This window comes from Sodalis sp. RH15 (assembly GCF_047324255.1).
Classification (GTDB): domain Bacteria; phylum Pseudomonadota; class Gammaproteobacteria; order Enterobacterales; family Enterobacteriaceae; genus Acerihabitans; species Acerihabitans ligni.
Genome location: NZ_CP178738.1, coordinates 2,643,396 through 2,663,302 on the forward strand (window position 1 = coordinate 2,643,396; position 19,907 = coordinate 2,663,302).

Genomic DNA, 19,907 nt, shown 5'->3' on the forward strand with positions numbered 1-19,907 from the left:
AGATAAGGAAAACATGATGATTTGTCCTCGTTGCAGGCATCCTAAGACGGGCGTGTTGTTTGAAAGCCCGGTCCAGGGGGTATGGACCGTGTTTCAGTGCGAGAGCTGTTTGTACACCTGGCGCACGACCGAGCCGCCGCGCCGGTCTGATCCTGAGTACTATCCGCCGGCGTTTCGCTTAAACCCCGACAGCCTTGAACACGCCGAGGCGATACCGCCGGTTCCGGATCTGGCGGCCGTGAACCGGTAGGAAACGCGGCGCTATTTTTCAGTCGCCTTCGCCGAGGCCGGATACCAAAGCGTCACCAGAATAACGGCAACGGCCAGCACCAGCATCACCAGCAAAAGGGACTGCGCCGTCGCCGCGACGAATGCCTGCCGCACCGCGGGAATTTGGCTGCTCAATCCGGGTGTTGACCGGGCGTAGGCTAACGCCGCGCCAATGGATTGTGTCGTCGCACCGGGCGCCTGCGCCAGGGCGGGGGGCAGACGTGACGGGAAGGTTGTCGCCAGCAGGCTGCCGAAAAGGGCAATGCCCAACGCGCCGCCGATTTCACGCGTGAAGCTGTTGATGCCGGCACCGACGCCGGCTTGGCGCGGCGGTAGCGAGCCGATGATAGCACTTGAAAGAAGAGGATTGGATAAACCGGATCCCATGCCGACGACGCCGATGCTCAGTGCGAAAAACCAGTAGGGCGATTCGGTCCCGCAGTGGCGAAGCAGGCCCAGCCCGGCAACGAGCGCGACCAGTCCGACCGCCACCACCGGCCGTGGGCCGATACGCTGGGCAAGCTTGATGCTGCGCGGCGACACCCAGAACACGACCGCCACCAGGGGCAGGATGGCAAGGCCGGCCAGCGCCGGCGGGTAGCCCTTTATGCTCATCAGATATTGGCCGTTGAGATAGAACATCGAATACATGCCGATAAAGGAAACCGCCATGCCCAGCATGCCGGCGCACAGGCCGCGGGCGCGGAAGATGCCGGGATCCAGCAGGGGATGCTTTCGCTTCGCCTCCATCCAGACAAAGATAGCCAGGAACAGCCCCGACAAGCAAAAGGCGCCGATAACCTTTGCTGAAAGCCAGCCAAGCTCCTGGCCTTCAATCAGGCCCGTCAGCAGGGAGAAGATACCCAGCATGAGGATGGCCGCGCCCATAAGGTCCAAGGGATGTTCATGACCGGCCAGCCTCGGGGCCAGCCATGCCGTAAGGACCAGACCGGCCAACGCCAGCGGTACCGCTACCGTGAAAATGACTTGCCATTGTGCGAACTGCAGCACCAATCCGCCGAGGATATTCCCCAGCGCGCCGCCCAAGCCGGTCATGGCGGTCCACATGGCGATGGCATGGGATTTTTGGTGCGGCGGATAGACCTGGACCAAAAGCGCGAGGCTGTTAGGCAGAATCAATGCCGCGCCCGCGCCGGCCGCCGCCCGGCCAACCAGCAGCGCCGGCACGCCGGCGGCCGCGGCCGACAGCAGGGAGCCGAACGCCAATAAGGCCAGGCCCGCCAGCATGGTCTGCTTGCGGCCATACCGGTCGCCAATGGCGCCGGCGGGGATGAGCAGACAGCCGAAGACCACCAGGTAGGTATCGACGATCCACAGGACCGCCGTGGCGGAAGGATGGAGCGGGCTGGTGGCGATGCGTCCGATGGCCAGGTTGAGGCTGGCGCCGAGGCCGAAAACCAGGGCGGCGCACCCGACCATGACCGCAAGGAAAGCTTTGCGCCGGGCGACGGGTTCCGGCGAGGCGGGCGGCGCATCCGCCTCCGTGATGTCGGGCGTCGATGGGTTGCGCACCACGGGCGCCCCTCGATTAGTTGTATGCATGATGATCTCCTTTTGGGGGATATCATCTTCTTCCTGATAGATGCAATCCAGTGCATATCACGAAGAGTATTAATGCATCATATGCATTTATAAGTCCGGGCAAGCGCTTCGCACGCGGGCCCGGAGCCAGCGGTGGGCGGCATCTTTCTCGTAGCGCGGGTGCCAGGCGATGGAGATCGGCGGCGGCGCATCGATCTTCACCGGCAGGTCGAAGGCATGGAAATCCCGGCGATACCAGCCCGAGGAGCGGGCCGGCACCAGTACAATATGATCTGACTTGGCAACGATGGCGAGCCCGTCGGCAAAGTTCGCCACGGCGACGGAGATGGTTCTGCGCAGGCCCTGCAACGCCAGGGCCGCATCCACAGGGCCCTCGAAGCGGCCGCGTCGCGAAATGGACACATGGGGGTAGGCGATAAAGGCTTCAACGGTAACCGCCTGCCGCGCCAGCGGATGATCGGGGCGCACCACGCCGACAAAACGATCGCGAAAGAGCGTTTGTAAACGGATTTCCGGTCCCATGGCGGCGTCAATGACCCCGATGTCAAGGTCTATGCTCCCATCCCGCAGCGAGTCGACATCCTCGTTGCCTTCGGCTACGAAACGCAGCCGGGCTTTCGGCGCCTGTTCAATCATGGCCTGAGCGATGGCGGCGCCGAAGGTGCCGACAAAACCGTCGCTGGCCCGCAGGGTGAAGGTGCGATCGATCTGCGCCGGAACGAGTTCGCCATCGCCGCGCACCAGGTTTTCCGCGTCCTGGATAAGCTGTCGCAGCTGTCTGCGCAGGGCTTCGGCGCGCGGTGTGGGCACCAGTCCCCGGCCTGCCCGGACCAGCACCGGATCGTCCAGCAGATGGCGGATACGGGCAAGTTGCCGGCTCATGGCCGGGGGGCTGAGATTCATTCGGTTAGCCGCGCCGGCAACGCTGCCTTCGGACAGCAGGGCATCCAGGGCGACCAGCAGATTAAGGTCGAGGGCCGGCGTGGAGGAGGGCGGTGTCATGGGGTGCGCCTCGGCATGGAATGCAAATAATGCATTAATATAATAATAAAGATGCACTGTATGCAACCATGGTTAGCGGGTATCTTTTTTGTCATGACGCGTCGTCCAGGCACATCACAACGTTAAAGGCGTTAAAATGACTACACTCACGACATCCCCCCTTGCCCCGCTGCTGGCCCATCTTTTCGACGAAGCCGCCGCCGCGACCAGCCCCGTAGCGATGAGTATTCCCCGTGAAGAGCGGATGCGTCTGATGCGGAGCAAAACGGAGTATATTGATTTTTATGAGAAAATGAAGGATCTTTGGCTTCCCGTCTCCCGCGAAACCGGCGCGCTGCTGTATATGCTCGCACGGGGCGGCGCGGCGCGGACCATTGTTGAATTCGGTACCTCGTTTGGCATTTCCACCCTGCATCTTGCCGCCGCCTTGCGGGACAACGGCGGCGGTCGTCTTATCACCACAGAGTTTGAGCCGTCGAAAGTCGCCAGGGCCCGGAAAAATCTCGCCGCCGGCGGCCTCATCGATCTGGTGGAATTCCGCGAAGGCGATGCGCTGCGCACGCTGGCCGCGGATCTGCCTGATTCCATCGATTTGCTGCTGCTCGACGGCGCCAAGTCTTTGTATCCGGACATTCTGAATTTGGTGGAAAGCCGCTTACGGCCCGGGGCGTTCATCGTTGCCGACGACGCCGACTTCAGCCCCGACTACCTGGCTTACGTGCGTTCGCCGGCGGCGGGTTATCTGTCCGTCCCCTTTGCCGGAGACGTGGAGCTCTCGCTGCGGCTGAAGTGAGCCGACTAAAGGTAGTGCGTTGGCTCCCTGACCTTTTTCACTGACCTTTTTATTGAACTTGGCGATCTTTCCCTGGATCTTCACCTGGATAGACGAGCCCGATCTGCTTTCTTATCGTATCCAGGGTTTCAATGATGAGTACGCTTTCGTCAGGGGGCATAATCGCCGAGGCTGTTCCTGTTCTCACCAGGCGTTCCATTTCAAATGCCTGGAACTGCATGCCGCGTTCGGCCACCGTCTCGGCGTAATCTTCGAGTACGTTGCCCTGATAGTCCTCAAGGCGAAATGAGGTGGGCGCGTACCAGACCGGTGCGATGACGATGCGCGCCTTGGAGCCATAGATGGCGGCGGCATTGGGACCGGCGCAGTCAAGGGCGGACACGCTCGTTGAAATAGCGCCGCCCTGATGCTGCATGATGGTGGCGATTTCAGCATCGACACCGGTATCCTTGAATCGGGCCGTCGCCGTTATCGAGGTGGGAGCACCGAGAATATCGAAGGCGAAAGAGAGGGGATAAATGCCCAGATCAAGGAGAGCCCCGCCGCCAAGTTCCAGCGCATTGAGACGATGCTTTGGGTCCGTCGACAGGAATTGGCGGTGTTCGGCAGTGACCGACCGCAATTCACCCAAGACACCGGAATCAATGATTTCATGGATACGCTTCATGTGCGGCAGGAAGCGCGTCCACATGGCCTCCAGTACGACCAGGTTCTTTTCGCGCGCGCGCTTGACTATCGTCCTGGCCTCATCGGCATTCAGCGTGAACGGCTTCTCGATAAGAACGTGCTTGCCGGCTTCCAGCGCCAGCAGGGCGGCTTGGGCATGTTGCGGATGGGGTGTCGCCACGTAGATGATATCAACGTCCGGATCCGTGACAAGCGCCTGGTAACTGCCATGTGCGCGGGGGATGCCGAACCGCCGGGCGAAAGCATCGGCCGTTTTCCCGGATCGTGACCCGACCGCCGCAACGTTCAGGCCGGACGCGACAAGATCGCGGGTAAATAACTCAGCAATCCATCCGGTAGCAAGAACGCCCCAGCCAAGTGACTTTTTCATCGGTTTTCCCTCAGTTGTTCAAATGTGCCGTTGACGGCCATGGAGATTGCAAGCCGCCGGCGTTATCTTGACATAGCCGCCTATCATGAAATCACGGCACACAATAAACTGTGACTAAACACCAACTAGACTTTGTATCTTTTTTTCCATTACATCATCGCCGCTCCGGCTTGTCTCACAAAATCACGCTTTCACTGCCCCTTAAGCCCAACCAGGTGTTGATCGGGTAAAAATTCCTCTATATCGTCCGCTGTGACGTTTTAGTGTAACGTTACAGAAAAAACGATTACTAAAAACCCTTTACTCCCGCCATCCCCCTTTTTGACTCGTCGGGAACGATAATTTTGCATGCCCACGCTGAAGGATCATGATGATGAACACTCAACGGCACCCTATGTTACACCAAGTACTGGTCTGTACCTTTTTAAGCTCGGTTCTGTTCGCCGCGGGCGGCGCGGCGGCCCAGGCGCAGGCTGCGGTCAATCTGCGCGTCTACTCGTCACTGACGGCGGACAATAACTCGGCGCACTACATTTGGTTTAAGCGTTTTCAAGCCAATATCGACAGCAATGCGAAACTGAAAGAGCAGATTAAACTTAGCTATTTTCCAAACGGCATGCTGGGCAAAGAGGCCGATGCCATCCAACAGGTGCGCATCGGCGCCATTAACGTAATGATCTCCGGAACCTCCATCTGGGCGACGCTGGTGCCGGAAATCAGCGTACTGGACCTGGGGTATTTGTTTAAGAACTTCGACCAGGTGGGCAATGCGCTGGACGGGCCGGCGGGCAAAACGCTGTCCGATCTGATGCTTAAAAAATCCAACGTCGTTGTGCTTGGCTACGCATACAACCTTGGCGCCAGAAATATCTACACCAAAAAACCCATTGAGAAACCCGAGGATCTTAAAAACCTTAAAATACGCGTGTTGCCGGTGCCCAATTTTATCGCCACCATCAACCACATGGGGGCAGTCGCCGTACCGATGCCGGGCGGGGAAGTCTATTCCAGCCTGCAAATGGGCGTGATCGACGGCCTGGAACATGATTCCGCAACCGTGCTGGCCAACAAATATTATGAAATCGCCAAAAACGCCACGCTGACGCAGCACATCTACAACCCCATCATGATCGCCATGAATAACAGCAGCTTCCAGCAGATCCCGGAACCGCTGCGCCCCGAACTGCTGGCGGCGGCGAAAGAAGCCACCCAGTATGAACGCCGGCAATCCGGCCTGATCGAACAGAAGGCGGTGGAACAACTGAAAGCGCAAGGCATGGTTTTCCGCGAAATCGACCGGAATTATCTGCGCGGCGAAGTCAAACCGGTCTGGGATGATTTCCTGGCCAAATACCCGCAAATGAAGCCCGTGGTGGATGAAATCAATGCTGCCGGATCGTCTGCCGGCGCGCAGTAACGTTCCTGTACCCCGTGCTTTAGGCCGACCTTCTTCTGACAGGAACCATTGAGGGGTTCAACATGGTAGACACATCTATGGCGACAAAAGGGCATACGGGACCGCTGGTTTATCTCAGTCGGCTCAGTAAATTCCTGACAATGATAACCTCCTGGGCGGGCGCCCTGGTTTTGCTGATTAACGTGCTGGTGGTGTTTCTCTCGGTAATCTGGCGTTATATGTTGCATTCCCCCATCGAGTGGGCGGAAGAAGTGGCGCGCGCCATGATGATCGCCCTGGTGTTCTTCGGGGTCGCCACGTCTACCGGCCGCGGCGGGCATATCGGGGTCGACCTGTTTTTGCGGTTTATCCCCGAACAAATACGCCCTTATATTGTACACGCCAGCCGCTGGGTACTGTTTCTGGTGGCCGTCGGGCTGGTGATTTCCAGTTATGATCTGGGCCATGCGTCCTGGCTGCAAACCACGGAAACCGGCCTGCCGCAGGTCATCTACGTGATCCCGGTCATCATTGGTTCGGTGGTCATGATGGTGGCGGCCCTTGAACACGCCCTGCGCGAGCGCGCCAAAGTGGTGCTGGTCAGCGGCGCGGGGATTGTGGTATTGGCACTGCTGGGCTACCTGAAACTTTCCATGATGCCCGATCCTTCAAGCGCAGCGGCGGGATTCATGCTGATCTGTTTTGTGCTCGGCATCTTTGCCGGCGTGCCCATCGCCTTTACGCTCGGTATGTCGGCGATGGTATTTTTTATCTGCGATCCGTCGCTGCCGTTCGTATTCTTTTCCCAGCAGGTTATCTCCGGCGTGGATCACTTTGTCTTGCTGGCGATTCCGTTTTTTCTGCTGGCCGGCGCCGCAATGGAAATCAACGGCATGTCGACCCGGCTGGTTGAGCTGGTGGTGCGCGGCATGGGCCGCTTTCGCGGCGGGCTGAATATGACCACCGTGCTGTCGATGGCGTTCTTCTCCGGGATTTCAGGCTCCAAACTGGCGGATGTCGCCGCTGTGGGCGGGGTATTGATGCCGGCCGTGCGCCGCGCTAATCAGAACAGTGAAGAGGCCGCCGGGGTATTTGCCGCTTCCGCGGTGATTTCCGAGACCATTCCCCCCTGCGTCAACCTGATTGTCCTTGGGTTCGTGGCGAATATCTCCATAGGCGCGCTGTTTCTCGCCGGACTGATTCCGGCCGCTTGCCTGCTGGTGCTGATGCTGATAGCGGCTAACCGCTTCGGCAGCAAAATCAATATCAGGGAAGCCTACCCGAAGATGCGCCCGCTGCTGCAGCTGTGGATTGGCGCCATTGTCGGTTTGGCGATGATTTTCATGATTGGCCGCGGCGTGATGATGGGCATTGCCACCTCCACCGAAATTTCCGCCTTTGCCGTGGTATACGCCATCGTCGTCGGCCGGCTGGCCTTTGGCGAACTGACCTTCCGGGCAACGGTGAAGATGTTTGTGGATACGGCCGCCATGTCGGGGGTCCTGTTGTTTATCGTGGCCTGCGCCACCAGTCTCTCCTATGTATTGACCATCCAGATGATCCCGCAGGAAATCGCGCAATTTCTGGTGGGCATCGGTGTGAAGCAGGGCGCCTGGGTATTCCTGATGCTGACGATTGTCCTGCTGATCGTATTCGGCGCCGTGCTGGAAGGCGCGCCGGCGCTGATCATCTTCGCGCCTATTCTGGTGCCTATCGCCACGCAGCTTGGATTTAACCCGCTGCACTTTGGCATTGTGATGATTCTCGCCATGGGGTTCGGCCTGTTCTCGCCGCCCATCGGTTTAGGGCTATACACCACCTGCGCAATCTGCGGGGTGGAGATGAAAAATGTTATTCCGCCGATGATTAAATACCTGGCTGTCTCGCTGTTCGGGATTATTGTCGTCGCCATGGTGCCGACCATCAGCACCTGGCTGCCCCGATTGGCCGGTTATTGAAGCCGGATTAATCAGGATACGCAGAGAATCAATTGCAAAGTCATGAGGGAAGGTATGGCAAATATTCGGGATGTCGCGCGTCACGCCGGGGTTTCAGTAAGCAGCGTATCCAATGTGCTGAACGGCCGCTCCGATCAAATGCGCCTGGCGACCTTGGAACGCATCAGGCAGGCCATGCAGGAGTTAAACTATCATCCCAACCGGGTGGCGCAGCAGCTTAAAACCGGGCAGGCCAAAATGATTGGTTTACTGGTTCCATCCATCGTCAACCCAAGCTTTGCGGTTTTGACGCGTGAAGTGGACCGGGCCGCCAAAGCGCGCCAGTACCGGGTGCTGTTAGGCAATACCTATCGCCAGGAAGACGAAGAACAGGCCTTTTTGGAAGATATGTTCGCGCACGGCGTGCAGGGAGTGATTGTGGCGGCCAGCGCCATGGAGCGCCCGCACTTCGCCAATGCCGCCAGGCTCGGGCTGGTGATGGTGAACTACGACAGCCGGATGCCGAGCGACGCGCTGCTCGGGAACCTGCCTTTCGACAGCGTATCGATGGATAACGTTGCGGCCGGCCGGATGGCGGCGGAACACCTGATAGAACGAGGATGCCGGCAGCTGGCATTCGTCACGGAGGCTTTCTTGACCATCAGCCGCGCGCATAAAATCGAAGGCTTTTTTTCCGCGGTCAGGGACCACGGTCTGACGGACAGCGCCAGGGTGATCGAAGGGAAAGCCCTGGCGGCTTATGGCGATACCGAAATGACCGAGCTAGGGCGCACCCTGGCGGCCAAAGTATTGCAACAAGCCCCCCGGCCCGACGGCATTGTGGCGATCAACGATGCGCTGGGTATTGGACTCATGGCCGGGCTGCGGGACGCCGGCGTCCGTATTCCGCAGGATATTTCCGTTATCGGCATCGATAATATTCCCCTTGCGGATCTCGTCCACCCCGCGCTGACGTCCGTCATGCCGCCATTAACGGAAATGGTGGCGGTAATGGTGGAAAGGCTGTTGGCCAGAATAGAAAATCCGTCGATTACGCCGGGAGAGTTTTTATTTCCGCCCCGGTTGATTACTCGTCATTCGGTAATCGATAGCACTGAACCTTGATTTTTTAAGCAGGCCCCCGGGCTCACAATAATGTCGCCGGCCCGGGGAAATTTATTTAGCCATTTATGGCAGGGTCTCCTATTGCCCGGCGCAGGAGAACGCACCTGAGACAATAACGGATTCACTCGCAAGCACTACGTCATTCGAACACATTTCACACTGAAAAACAGGAGATCGGTATGGGCAGTTTGTCAGGAAAAAAAGTATTTATTACCGGCGCCGAACAAGGCATTGGCAAAGCGACGGCAATAGAGATGATCAAAGCGGGCTGTGATATTTATATCCATTTTTTCAGCAATGAAGAGGGCCCCAAAGAACTCGTTAGCCTGGCCACCTCTTTAGGACAACGGGCCGCTTATGGTTATGCTGATTTAACCAATGAAGACGACACGAAAAAATGCGTATTGGCGGCGGCGGAGTTTTTAGGCGGCGTCGACATTCTGGTTAATAACGTCGGCGGCATTATCGCCAGGAAATGGCTGGGAGAAATAGATAGCCAGTTCTGGAAAACGGTCATTGACGTCAATATGACCACCATGCTGAACGTTACGCAAAGCGCGCTGCCTTATTTAAAACAGGCGCCGGACGGCGCCAGCGTCGTCAACCTGGCCTCGCTGGCCGGGCGGTCGGGCGGCCACTCGGGCTCGCTGGCATATTCCACGACCAAAGGCGCCGTGCTGGCCTGGACCCGCTCTCTGGCAGCCGAGCTGGGCCAGTATGGCATCAGGGTTAACGCGGTTGCGCCGGGACTGATTCTGGGTACCCGGTTCCACAATCAGCACACCACCAAAGAATCCGCCGACGAAACCATCAGCGCGATTCCGCTGGGCCGGGCCGGCACTGCCGAAGATGTTGCGCGGGTGATTAAATTCCTGGCCGCGGAATACGATGGTTTCGTATCAGGGGCCACGATAGATATTAACGGCGGCATTTACCGTATGTGATGTATCGCCGGCGGAACGGACAAGACTACCCTATGCCAGACGGTATGACGTCTGGCATCTGCCTTAGGAAAAATCATGATCAAATCTGAAATATTGCATCCTGAATTATTAAGCTGCCTGGCAAAATGCGGACATAAAACCAATATTGTCATTGCCGACAGTAATTATTCCTTTGTCACCAATTCGGCGCCTCATGCCACCATTATCTATCTTAATTTTGCGCCCGGAATGATACGAAGCACCGTGATCCTGGAGAAAATCCTAAAATACATTAATATCGAAACGGTGACCTTCATGGAATATCCCGCCGATTTTGACAATACCATTGAAGCGGAATATAAAGCCATTCTGCCGGCGGGGACCGATATTGCCTACGTCGGCAGAAATGAATTTTACGCCGCCGCCAAATCGCCGGACACACTGCTGGTTATCGCCTCGGGAGAAGCGAAACGATTCGCTAATCTTATTATTACCGTTGGCGTGGTGTGTTAGAAAGAATAGTTGAGCGCGAATATTGCTTCGGGGCGAGGGCATAAACGCGTTTGAACGCGTGTCCGAATGCGCTCTCGGAGGAGTATCCCACCCGTAAGGCCGCCGCGGCAACCGTTGAACCGCGTCGCAACATATCCCGCGCCAGCCGCATTCTCCAGCGGAGCAGGTAGTCAAGGGGCGACAGGCCGACTATGGATTTGAACCGTTTTGAAAATGCGGATCGCGACATGGCCGCCGCGTTGGCCAATACCTCCAGCGTCCAGGGGTAAGCGGCATTGCCATGCATTAGTCCGATGGCTTTACCGATCCTGACATCCACCAACGCGCCCAGCCAGCCGAAATCCTCCCCGTTTCCCTGATCCAGCGCTGCCCGCAGCACCTGGACGAGCAAGACGTCGGCCAGCCGGTCGGTGAGGACGGCGGTGCCGATCTGCGTCCCCCGGATCTCATGGTCGAGAATCTGCAGCGTGGAGCGAATAACCGACGCCGAAGGGTTGCCGGCCGGTATCAGCAGAAAACGCGGCAGCGAGCCGAGAAGCAATTGTGCATCCGACGCTTCAAAGCTGAAGCTGCCGGCCAGCAAAACCGTGTCGTCCCCTTCATGATGCGCGATATCCGATTGCGCCCAATCAAACGCCGTTATGCCGTCTTCCGGCGTCAGGCGTTCGTCATTCGCCAGCACATAGGCCGGCGCGTTGGCGAGCAGAAAACAGTCTCCCGCCGCGAGCTGATGGCGCGGTATGTCGCTAAAATCGATCCAGCAGGCGCCGCGGATCACCGCGCCGAACTTCAATGCGGGTTTCGCCGGAAAGCGATAGGACCAGCCGCCGCTGGCCTCAAACCTTGTGCAACGGGCGGCGCGAACGTTTAAGAGAGAAAAAACTTCAGAGAGAGGATCCACACATTGAGCCGATCGCGACGATTTCTAAGAGTTTCAAGCATAGATCGTCCACTTTACCCGTGCAAGAATCATTTTCCAGCCACCTGAAAAGAGACGCGATAATGAGTATTGAAGGTAAGGTCATCGTCATCACCGGCGCAAGCAGCGGAATCGGCCGGGCCACCGCGCTGCTGCTGGCAGAGCGGGGAGCCAGTCTCATACTGGGCGCAAGGCGGTCCGACCGGCTTGCGGCCCTGTGCGAGGCCATCGTGGCCAAGGGGGGAAAAGCATCCTATCTTGTCACCGACGTCAAACGGCGCAATGACCTCAATCGGCTCGTGGAGCACGCCGTCGAACGATTCGGCAAGCTGGACGTGCTGGTCAATAATGCCGGGATCGCCCCGATTTCCCTGCTGGACGACCTGAGGGTGGACGATTGGGAAGACATGATCGACGTGAACGTAAAGGGCGTACTCTACGGAATCGCCGCGGCCTTGCCCGTCTTCCGTCGCCAGGGCTTCGGGCATTTCGTTAACACGCTGTCCACCGCCGGCATACAGATCGTCCCCACCATGGCGGTCTACGCCGGTTCGAAAAACGCCGTCCGGGCGATCTCCGAAGGTCTTCGCCAGGAGGCCGGCCCGTCGCTTCGGGTGACGACCATCTCCCCCGGTTATGTGGATACGGAGCTTCCATCATCGATGACGGACGAGGCTCTGCGGGCGCGGGGCGAGGCGAGCATGGAGGCAATGGCGATTCCGGCGGGCGCCATAGCCGAAGCTATTGCATTCGCGGTGGCACAGCCTGCCAACGTGGACGTCGGCGAGATAGTGGTGCGCCCCACTGCCCAAGGGTAAGAATTTAAATTCCCGCATCTTGGTCTATTATTCTTCTTATGCCGCTTGGTGTCGGGACAATCGGATACCGTTCAAACATCCCCGTTCTGAATTTAATGAGGCCAATGAATGGAGTCCAAATCATTTTTCAAAAGTTGGGGCGCCGAATATGTCGCCGACGGCGCCGTCCGCTTTCGCCTCTGGGCGCCCGGCCAGGACAGGGTGACGCTCAGGCTTGCCGGCGAAGACGCACAGATGAGTTCCCTCGGCGACGGCTGGTTCGAACGGCTGGCAACCGGCGTGTCCCCCGGCGCGGAATATCATTTTGTTCTCGCCGACGGTACGGCGGTGCCGGACCCCGCCTCCCGCGCGCAGAAGGCGGATGTCAATGGCCCGTCCCTTATCATCGACCCCGGGCGCTACGGCTGGCGGAACGGCGAATGGCACGGCCGCCCTTGGGAAGAAACGGTTGTCTACGAAATGCACATCGGCACCTTCACCCCGGAAGGCACGTTCCGGGCCGCGATGGAAAAACTGCCTTATCTCGCCGAACTCGGTATCACCATGATCGAGGTGCTGCCCGTTTCGCAGTTCGGCGGCAACCGTGGCTGGGGCTATGACGGCGTGCTGCTTTACGCGCCGCATTCCGCCTATGGCGCGCCGGAGGATTTCAAGGCCTTTATCGATGCCGCCCATGGCCACGGCCTCTCCGTAGTGCTGGATATCGTGCTCAACCATTTCGGCCCGGAGGGCAATTACCTGCCGCTTCTGGCGCCCGATTTCTTCCACAAAGAGCGGATGACGCCCTGGGGCGCCGGCATCGCCTATGACGTCGATGCGGCCCGCCGTTATATCGTGGAAGCGCCGCTCTACTGGCTGGTGGAGTTCAATCTTGACGGCCTGCGCTTCGACGCGATTGATCAGATTGAGGATACTTCCCCCAAGCACGTGCTGATAGAGATAGCCGAGCGTATCCGGGCCGAGATCACCCACCGGCCGATCCATCTGACCACCGAGGACAGCCGCAACGTCATTTTCCTCCATCCGCGCAGCGAAGACGGTTCCGTGCCGCTCTTCACCGGCGAATGGAACGATGACTTCCACAATGCCGTCCATGTTTTCGCCACCGGCGAAGCGCATGCTTATTACCGGGATTTCGCCAATGCACCCGAGAAGCTCGTGGCCCGCGTCTTGGCGGAAGGCTTCGCCTATCAGGGCGAGATCTCGCCGCAGACCGGCAAAAAACGCGGCGTGAAAAGCGCCGGCCAGCCGCCGGCGGCCTTTGTGGATTTTATCCAGAACCACGACCAGGTCGGCAACCGCGCCCGGGGCGAGCGGCTGATGGAACTGGCCGGCGTCGACCGTACCAAGGTCCTGCTGGCCGCGCTGCTCTTATCGCCGCATATTCCGCTGCTCTTCATGGGCGAGGAATATGGCGAGAGTAATCCTTTTTTGTTCTTCACCGATTTCCATGGCTCCCTCGCCAAGGCCGTGCGCGAGGGCCGGGCAAAGGAATTCGAGGGCCATGCCGGCCATGAGGGCGAAAGCGTGCCCGATCCCAACGCCGGGAAGACCTTCGAGATGTCGAAGCTTGACTGGAAAAAAACGGACGGCAGGGATGGGAAGGACTGGCTGGCGCTCACCCGAGAGCTGTTGGCGCTGCGCCGGCAGTATGTCGTGCCGTTGCTCGCCACGGCCGGCGGCAATGCCGGCAGGGTGGTGAAGACCGCACAAGGCTTTCTTGCCGTCACCTGGACTTTCCCGAAAGGCATTTTATCGATGGCGCTCAATATCAGCGAAACGCCCCAGCCGCTTCCCCACCTGCCTGGCGAGACGATTTTCGTCTGGCCGAACGCGGCAAAGGAGCTGCCGCAGCATGCCATCATTGTCCGTCTCGCCCCGGGAGCCGCATCGTGAAAATCCCCACCGCCACTTACCGTATTCAGTTTCGCAACGGCATGACCTTCGACCGCGCCGCGGCCCTTGTGCCTTACCTGAAGCGGCTCGGCATCAGCCATCTTTATGCTTCGCCGGTGTTCACCGCCACCGCCGAATCGACCCACGGCTACGACGTGACCGACGCCAATGAGATAGAGCCCGCCATCGGCGGCCGGGCAGGTTTCCACCGCATGGTGGCGGCATTAAAAGGCGCGGGTCTAGGTCTGATCATTGACATTGTGCCGAATCACATGGCCGCTTCACTGGAAAATCCGTGGTGGCGCGACGTTATCGAGCATGGCGAAAACAGCCGCTACGCCCGGCATTTCGACATTCACTGGTCGCGCCGCCTGACCTTACCCTTCCTCGGGGATACCTTCGACGCCGTGCTGGAAAACGGCGAGATTGCCGTGCGGCCCGACCCGAAGACCGGCAAGCCGGCTTTCGCCTATTACGACAGCTTCTACCCCCTTGCCCCGGAAACCTGGGCGGACCGCGAGGCGGAAGTCCTGAATCTCACCGATAAGGCGAAAATCGCCGAACTGCACGACAGACAGCCCTATCGACTGATGTCTTGGCTGGAGGCGCCGCGGGATCTCTCCTACCGTCGCTTTTTCGAGATAACCGGTCTGGTGGGGGTCCGGGTCGAGGACCAGGCCGTTTTCGACGATACCCACCGGCTTATCCTCGAACTGGTTCATTCCGGGGCGGTGGACGGGCTGCGGGTGGATCATGTGGACGGGCTCGCCGACCCGAAAGCCTATCTCCATCGCCTTCGCCGGGAGGCCGGACCGGACTGCTATATCACGGTGGAAAAGATACTTGCCGAGGGGGAGGATATTCCGGCGGACTGGCCGATTTCCGGTACAACCGGTTACGAATTCATGGCATCGCTGGCGGATGTACTGGTAGACGGCGATAAAATCGGCGCCCTGCGCAAGGCCTATCACGATGTGGTGGGCAAGCCGGTCAATATGGAATCTGAACTGCGGGCGGCCAAGCTTTTGATGGTGGATAAAAATTTCGAGGGTGAATTCACCACCCTGTTGATGCTTGCCATGGCGATCGCCGGGGGGGAAGCCGTGCGGCTTGACGAGAAAGCCGCCAGGTCGGCCCTGCGCGAGCTGCTGGTTGCTTTCCCGGTCTACCGCACCTACGGCACGGCGCAAGGGTTGCCGCCGGCGGACTATGGCCTGCTGCAAAAGGTGGCCGCCAAGGTGAGGACCGGCGTGAATGCTCCCGAACCCGCGGCGCTTGATTTCCTTATCCGCATTCTCGCCGGCGAAATTTCGGAAGACGCCTCTGGCGAGGCCGCCGTTTTCCGTACCCGATTCCAGCAGCTGACGGGTCCGCTGATGGCCAAATCGGTGGAGGACACGCTGTTCTTCCGCCAGCACATGGCGCTGGCCCTCAACGAAGTGGGCGCCGAACCGGTGCCGCGCGTCTTTCCCCTGGACCGCTTCCACGCCCAGATGAAGATGCGGCTCGAACGGCATCCCGATGCGCTTTCCGGCACCTCAACCCATGATACCAAACGCGGCGAGGATGCCCGCGCACGGCTCTACACGCTCACCGAGGCGCCTGAGCTCTGGGCGGCATGCGTCGCCCGCTGGCGCCGCATGAACCGCTCCAACGTCACGGCGCTCAACGATGGCCCGGCGCCGGAGCCGGCCGTCGAATGGATGCTCTATCAGGCGCTGGCCGGCGTCTGGCCGACTACGCTCCACCCCCATGACGAGGCGGGCTTGCAGGCGCTGGAAGGAAGATTTTCCGCCTATGTGGAAAAAGCGCTGCGGGAAGCAAAGCTGCGCACTAACTGGGCCGACAGCAACGACACCTATGAAAAGGCCGTACTCGACTATGCCCGCCGCCTGCTTTCGCCGACAAACCATGACTTTCTCCTGGATTTTTTCGGCGCGCTGCAACCCTTTATCCGCGCCGGCCTGGTCAATAGCCTCACCCAGACTGTCGTCAAGCTGACGGCGCCGGGCGTGCCGGATATCTACCAGGGCAGCGAGGCGCTGGATTTCAGCCTCGCCGATCCCGACAACCGGCGTGAGCCGGATTTCGCCGCGCTCGAACGGCTGTTGCCCGAGGATGACAAGCCGGTTTCCACCACCGAAGAGGGCTGGCTGAGCGGCCGGCTCAAACAGCATGTCATCGCCAGGCTTCTGCGTTTACGCAGGCAGATGCCGACGCTGTTTCGCCAGGGCGACTATCTGCCGCTCGCCGCCGCGGGCAGGCGTGGGGAAAACGTCCTGGCTTTCGCACGGGCGGAAAATGACGATGCGCTGATTGTCATCACCCCTTGTCTGGTTTTCGGCGCGTTGCGGGACAGCCTTGCCCGGCCGCAGATGAAGTGTTGGCCGCAAACGGAAATCATCCTGCCCCATCGGCTGGCCCACCGCCGCTACCGCAACATTCTCAGCGGAGAAGAGATAGTCTTGACCGACCGCATCGACCTGGCATCAGTGGATGGCTGTTTGCCCGTCATTTTGATGAGTTGATGATTTTTATGTCATTATGGCCATCGGGGCCGCCATTCGATGGCTGTTGACCGCTATGCGGTGTTTGAAATAACACCGGCCTGGATGAATAGCATCGACGGCTCCTGGCTTACGGCGTGTCTCAGCCCCCTAGAGATCCAGACACCTATTCCCGCTTAGCTTAGCGGATTGGCCCTGGGATCGCAGACTGTAACCAATAACAGCGCCGCTAACCCAGATGCGTGTGCCTTTCCTGCACAGACCCGCTGTCCATCGATACGATGCCCTGCACAATGCCGCAGGCGTCCACCCGCTGTTCCCGCCGGCAGCGCCTGCGCAGGTCGGTGAGCTGCTCTTTAAGCTGGGTCAGCTCCCTGATGCGCTCCTCCACATGGTCAATATGCTCCTCAAGCAGATGGTTGACCGCGCCGCATCCGGTGTCGGGCCGATCCAGCAGGCTCAGCAGCGAGCGGATTTCCCCGTGGGTCATATTCAGCACACGGCAGTTGCGGATAAACCGCAGGCGCTCCACATGGGCCGGCGTATAGCTGCGATAGTTGGCGGCAGTGCGCACAGGGACGGGCAGCAGCCCCTCTTTTTCATAAAAACGCACGGTTTCCACCGTGCAGTGCGCCAGTTGCGCCACTTCACCGATTTTCATGCCGGCCTCCTTTAGGTCTTGACTCTATAGTAGCTTCAGGGTGTGCAATACGCCATAGAGAATATTAACCGGAGCAAAACATGGCCTTTCAGCGCATAACCCCTATCACCACGCCGCCCGACTGCTGCCATGCCCGCGTCCCGGGGCGGGGGAACGCTATTGAAAGTCCGGCCGAGGGAAATAAACTTCACCCGCGGCCATGCTGTGGGGCGGAGGCAACGCATCCCATGGCGCCGGGCCGTGTCGCTTTGGGCGCAACCGGTCTTCCCACCGGCGTCCGGTTAAGCAGGCTGTATATTGACCAGATGGATTGTCCCACCGAAGAAGGGATGATCCGCAAGAAGCTGGGCGGGATGTCCGCTGTGCGGGACATGGAGTTTAATCTGATGCAGCGGGTGCTGACCGTCATGCACGAAGACGATGCGCTACCCGCCGTTGAAGCCGCCATTCGGGAACTGGGCATGGATAGCCGGCCGGTGGCGGACGCGGCGGCCGGCGCGGCCGGCAATGCCCCTGAGCCAGCGGCCAAGCCGTGGTGGCCGCTGGCGCTGGCGGGCGTCGCGGCGCTGTGCGCGGAAGGGGTCCATTGGGCGGGATGGCCGGTGTGGATCGGCGCTGCGCTGGCGCTGGCGGCCATTGCCATCGGGGGCTTGGGCACCTATAAAAAAGGCTGGATCGCGCTGCGCCACGGTAATCTCAATATCAATGCCTTGATGAGCATTGCCGTCACCGGGGCGCTGCTTATCGGCCAATGGCCCGAAGCGGCCATGGTGATGGTGCTGTTCGCCCTGGCGGAACTTATCGAGGCGAAATCCCTCGACCGCGCGCGCAACGCCATACGCGGACTGGTACAGCTTACCCCCGAACTGGCGACGGTGCGGCAGCCGGACGGCGGCTGGGCCGACGTCTTTGCCGGCGATATCGAACCGGGGCGGATCGTGCGGGTAAAACCCGGCGAACGCATTGCCCTCGACGGCATTATAACGGACGGCCAATCCAGCGTGGACCAGGCGCCCATTACCGGCGAGAGCCTGCCGGTGGACAAAACCGCCGGCGATATGGTATTCGCCGGCACCATTAACGGGGCGGGCGCCTTTGAATTCCGGGTCACGGCCGCCGCCGCGCATTCAACGCTGGCGCGCATCATCCACGCGGTAGAGGAAGCGCAGGGCGCGCGCGCTCCCACCGCGCGGTTTATAGACCGTTTCGCCAGGATTTATACGCCGGCGGTGTTTGTCATCGCCCTGGCCGTCGCCGTACTGGCGCCGCTGTTGTCCGGCGGCGGCTGGTACGAATGGGCATACCGGGCGCTGGTCATGCTGGTTATCGCCTGCCCGTGCGCCCTGGTGATTTCGACGCCGGTGACGATTGTCAGCGGCCTGGGCGCCGCCGCCCGAAACGGCATTCTCATCAAGGGCGGCGCCTATCTGGAGCAAGGCCACAAGCTTGCCTGGCTGGCGCTGGACAAAACCGGCACCATTACCCACGGCAAACCGGCGTTAACCGATACGGTGGTATTGACGCGGGATGCAGGATTAGACCCGGTGCGTATCGCCATCGCCATCGCCGCCCGATCGGATCACCCGGTCTCCCGCGCGGTAGCGGCGGGGCGGCCAATAGACGGCGCGCTGCCGGAAGTCACGGCGTTCGGCGCCCTGCCTGGCCGTGGAGTGCGCGGCACGGTGGACGGGGTGAGTTACCAGTTCGGTAATCATCGGCTCATTCATGAACTCGGGGTCTGTTACGCCGATCTGGAGGCGCGGCTCGGTGAACTGGAGGCGCAGGGCAAAACCGTGGTGTTGCTCAGCGACGGCAAACGGGTGCTGGCGTTGTTCGCGGTGGCGGACACCGTTAAGGACAGCAGCCGCGCCGCCATCCGGGCGTTGCATGAGCTGGGCATCAAAACCCTGATGCTCACCGGCGACAATATCCACACCGCACGAGCTATCGCCGGTCAGGTCGGCATTGATGACGTCCTGGGCGATCAACTGCCGGAAGACAAGCTGCGGGCGGTGGCGGAGTATGGGCGGCGCGGCAAGGTGGGCATGGTGGGCGACGGCATTAACGATGCGCCGGCCCTGGCGAGGGCCGACATCGGTTTTGCCATGGGCGCGGCGGGGACCGATACCGCCATTGAAACCGCCGACGTGGCGCTGATGGATGACGACCTGAATAAAATCGTGCGCTTCGTTCGGCTGTCTCGTGCGACCCGGACGGTGCTGGTGCAAAATATCGCGCTGGCCTTGGGCATCAAGGCTGTCTTTCTGGCATTGGCCATGCTTGGCATGGCCACCATGTGGATGGCTGTCTTTGCCGATATGGGGGCCAGCCTGCTGGTGGTGGCGAACGGACTCAGGCTTACCCGCGGGTAAGCCGGGTGCCGGTCCGATAGGTTTTTTAGGGTTTGCCTACCGGCGTCGGCGATCAGATTCGCCCCGGTGGCGGGTTCTCTGACTCCATCCATGGATTGAATGCAATTAATCTTCACTCGGCAGAAAGTTGGACTCGCCGTTCGTCTTTGCTACAA

16 protein-coding genes are annotated in these 19,907 nt (G+C 59.8%); 11 read left to right on the forward strand and 5 right to left on the reverse strand.

What is annotated here, in order from left to right; all coding sequences use genetic code 11:
• Positions 1 to 16: 16 nt before the first annotated feature.
• Positions 17 to 250 carry a non-oxidative hydroxyarylic acid decarboxylases subunit D gene (locus ACL2XO_RS12245; protein WP_413743054.1) on the forward strand — a complete coding sequence of 78 codons (234 nt, stop codon included), beginning with the start codon at positions 17 to 19 and terminating at the stop codon, positions 248 to 250.
• Positions 251 to 261: 11 nt separating this feature from the next.
• On the opposite strand, the gene ACL2XO_RS12250 is transcribed toward ACL2XO_RS12245, so the two are convergent.
• Together ACL2XO_RS12250 and ACL2XO_RS12255 are read right to left on the reverse strand one after the other, a co-directional pair.
• Positions 262 to 1,833 carry an MFS transporter gene (locus ACL2XO_RS12250; RefSeq protein ID WP_413742821.1) on the reverse strand — a complete coding sequence of 524 codons (1,572 nt, stop codon included), beginning with the start codon at positions 1,831 to 1,833 and terminating at the stop codon, positions 262 to 264.
• 87 nt (positions 1,834 to 1,920) lie between these two features.
• Complete coding sequence (locus tag ACL2XO_RS12255; RefSeq protein WP_132922163.1) at positions 1,921 to 2,835, reverse strand: LysR family transcriptional regulator; 915 nt, start codon at positions 2,833 to 2,835, stop codon at positions 1,921 to 1,923.
• 136 nt (positions 2,836 to 2,971) lie between these two features.
• On the opposite strand from ACL2XO_RS12255, the gene ACL2XO_RS12260 reads away from it, so the two are divergent.
• Complete coding sequence (locus tag ACL2XO_RS12260) at positions 2,972 to 3,628, forward strand: O-methyltransferase (protein ID WP_413742822.1); 657 nt, start codon at positions 2,972 to 2,974, stop codon at positions 3,626 to 3,628.
• A 49-nt stretch (positions 3,629 to 3,677) separates the two neighbouring features.
• On the opposite strand, the gene ACL2XO_RS12265 is transcribed toward ACL2XO_RS12260, so the two are convergent.
• Positions 3,678 to 4,685, reverse strand: coding sequence for a Gfo/Idh/MocA family protein (locus ACL2XO_RS12265; RefSeq protein WP_413742823.1), 1,008 nt, complete (start codon positions 4,683 to 4,685; stop codon positions 3,678 to 3,680).
• A gap of 394 nt (positions 4,686 to 5,079) precedes the next feature.
• Here ACL2XO_RS12265 and ACL2XO_RS12270 point away from each other — a divergent pair, with 394 nt between their 5' ends.
• From ACL2XO_RS12270 to ACL2XO_RS12290, 5 genes are all read left to right on the forward strand, one after another.
• Positions 5,080 to 6,102 carry a TRAP transporter substrate-binding protein gene (locus ACL2XO_RS12270; RefSeq protein WP_413742824.1) on the forward strand — a complete coding sequence of 341 codons (1,023 nt, stop codon included), beginning with the start codon at positions 5,080 to 5,082 and terminating at the stop codon, positions 6,100 to 6,102.
• Between the two features lie 62 nt (positions 6,103 to 6,164).
• Entirely contained in the window at positions 6,165 to 8,039 is a 1,875-nt protein-coding gene (locus tag ACL2XO_RS12275) for a TRAP transporter large permease subunit (RefSeq protein WP_413742825.1), read from the forward strand.
• Positions 8,040 to 8,093: 54 nt separating this feature from the next.
• Positions 8,094 to 9,143, forward strand: coding sequence for a LacI family DNA-binding transcriptional regulator (locus ACL2XO_RS12280; RefSeq protein WP_413724097.1), 1,050 nt, complete (start codon positions 8,094 to 8,096; stop codon positions 9,141 to 9,143).
• A gap of 179 nt (positions 9,144 to 9,322) precedes the next feature.
• On the forward strand, positions 9,323 to 10,087 hold the full coding sequence (locus ACL2XO_RS12285) for an SDR family NAD(P)-dependent oxidoreductase (RefSeq protein WP_413742826.1): 765 nt from the start codon (positions 9,323 to 9,325) through the stop codon (positions 10,085 to 10,087).
• 75 nt (positions 10,088 to 10,162) lie between these two features.
• Positions 10,163 to 10,579: an RbsD/FucU family protein gene (locus ACL2XO_RS12290; protein WP_413724098.1), complete on the forward strand. Its 417-nt coding sequence runs from the start codon at positions 10,163 to 10,165 to the stop codon at positions 10,577 to 10,579.
• Here ACL2XO_RS12290 and ACL2XO_RS12295 read toward each other — a convergent pair.
• On the reverse strand, positions 10,557 to 11,480 hold the full coding sequence (locus ACL2XO_RS12295) for an AraC family transcriptional regulator (protein WP_413742827.1): 924 nt from the start codon (positions 11,478 to 11,480) through the stop codon (positions 10,557 to 10,559). The genes ACL2XO_RS12290 and ACL2XO_RS12295 overlap by 23 nt on opposite strands.
• Positions 11,481 to 11,581: 101 nt before the next feature.
• Here ACL2XO_RS12295 and ACL2XO_RS12300 point away from each other — a divergent pair, with 101 nt between their 5' ends.
• The 3 genes from ACL2XO_RS12300 (at position 11,582) to treY (ending at position 16,740) form a co-directional block, all read left to right on the forward strand.
• The gene (locus tag ACL2XO_RS12300; RefSeq protein WP_413742828.1) at positions 11,582 to 12,316 is read left to right on the forward strand and encodes an SDR family oxidoreductase; all 735 of its coding nucleotides are present in this window, start codon (positions 11,582 to 11,584) and stop codon (positions 12,314 to 12,316) included.
• Between the two features lie 108 nt (positions 12,317 to 12,424).
• Positions 12,425 to 14,212: a malto-oligosyltrehalose trehalohydrolase gene (gene treZ / locus ACL2XO_RS12305; protein WP_413742829.1), complete on the forward strand. Its 1,788-nt coding sequence runs from the start codon at positions 12,425 to 12,427 to the stop codon at positions 14,210 to 14,212.
• A complete protein-coding gene (gene treY / locus ACL2XO_RS12310; protein ID WP_413742830.1) occupies positions 14,209 to 16,740 on the forward strand; it encodes a malto-oligosyltrehalose synthase in 2,532 nt (843 codons plus the stop codon). The genes treZ and treY overlap by 4 nt, the downstream gene beginning before the upstream one ends.
• Before the next feature lie 208 nt (positions 16,741 to 16,948).
• Here treY and cadR read toward each other — a convergent pair whose 3' ends face one another.
• Complete coding sequence (gene cadR, locus ACL2XO_RS12315; RefSeq protein WP_413742831.1) at positions 16,949 to 17,380, reverse strand: Cd(II)/Pb(II)-responsive transcriptional regulator; 432 nt, start codon at positions 17,378 to 17,380, stop codon at positions 16,949 to 16,951.
• A gap of 227 nt (positions 17,381 to 17,607) precedes the next feature.
• Here cadR and ACL2XO_RS12320 point away from each other — a divergent pair, with 227 nt between their 5' ends.
• Entirely contained in the window at positions 17,608 to 19,752 is a 2,145-nt protein-coding gene (locus ACL2XO_RS12320) for a heavy metal translocating P-type ATPase (protein WP_413743055.1), read from the forward strand.
• The last annotated feature ends 155 nt before the right edge of the window (positions 19,753 to 19,907 follow it).

Coding starts and splice junctions, on each gene's coding strand:
- ACL2XO_RS12245 (WP_413743054.1), top strand. CDS start 17: ATGATTTGTCCTCGTTGCAGGCATCCTAAGACGGGCGTGTTGTTTGAA.
- ACL2XO_RS12250 (WP_413742821.1), bottom strand. CDS start 1,833: ATGCATACAACTAATCGAGGGGCGCCCGTGGTGCGCAACCCATCGACG.
- ACL2XO_RS12255 (WP_132922163.1), bottom strand. CDS start 2,835: ATGACACCGCCCTCCTCCACGCCGGCCCTCGACCTTAATCTGCTGGTC.
- ACL2XO_RS12260 (WP_413742822.1), top strand. CDS start 2,972: ATGACTACACTCACGACATCCCCCCTTGCCCCGCTGCTGGCCCATCTT.
- ACL2XO_RS12265 (WP_413742823.1), bottom strand. CDS start 4,685: ATGAAAAAGTCACTTGGCTGGGGCGTTCTTGCTACCGGATGGATTGCT.
- ACL2XO_RS12270 (WP_413742824.1), top strand. CDS start 5,080: ATGTTACACCAAGTACTGGTCTGTACCTTTTTAAGCTCGGTTCTGTTC.
- ACL2XO_RS12275 (WP_413742825.1), top strand. CDS start 6,165: ATGGTAGACACATCTATGGCGACAAAAGGGCATACGGGACCGCTGGTT.
- ACL2XO_RS12280 (WP_413724097.1), top strand. CDS start 8,094: ATGGCAAATATTCGGGATGTCGCGCGTCACGCCGGGGTTTCAGTAAGC.
- ACL2XO_RS12285 (WP_413742826.1), top strand. CDS start 9,323: ATGGGCAGTTTGTCAGGAAAAAAAGTATTTATTACCGGCGCCGAACAA.
- ACL2XO_RS12290 (WP_413724098.1), top strand. CDS start 10,163: ATGATCAAATCTGAAATATTGCATCCTGAATTATTAAGCTGCCTGGCA.
- ACL2XO_RS12300 (WP_413742828.1), top strand. CDS start 11,582: ATGAGTATTGAAGGTAAGGTCATCGTCATCACCGGCGCAAGCAGCGGA.
- treZ (WP_413742829.1), top strand. CDS start 12,425: ATGGAGTCCAAATCATTTTTCAAAAGTTGGGGCGCCGAATATGTCGCC.
- cadR (WP_413742831.1), bottom strand. CDS start 17,380: ATGAAAATCGGTGAAGTGGCGCAACTGGCGCACTGCACGGTGGAAACC.
- ACL2XO_RS12320 (WP_413743055.1), top strand. CDS start 17,608: ATGGCGCCGGGCCGTGTCGCTTTGGGCGCAACCGGTCTTCCCACCGGC.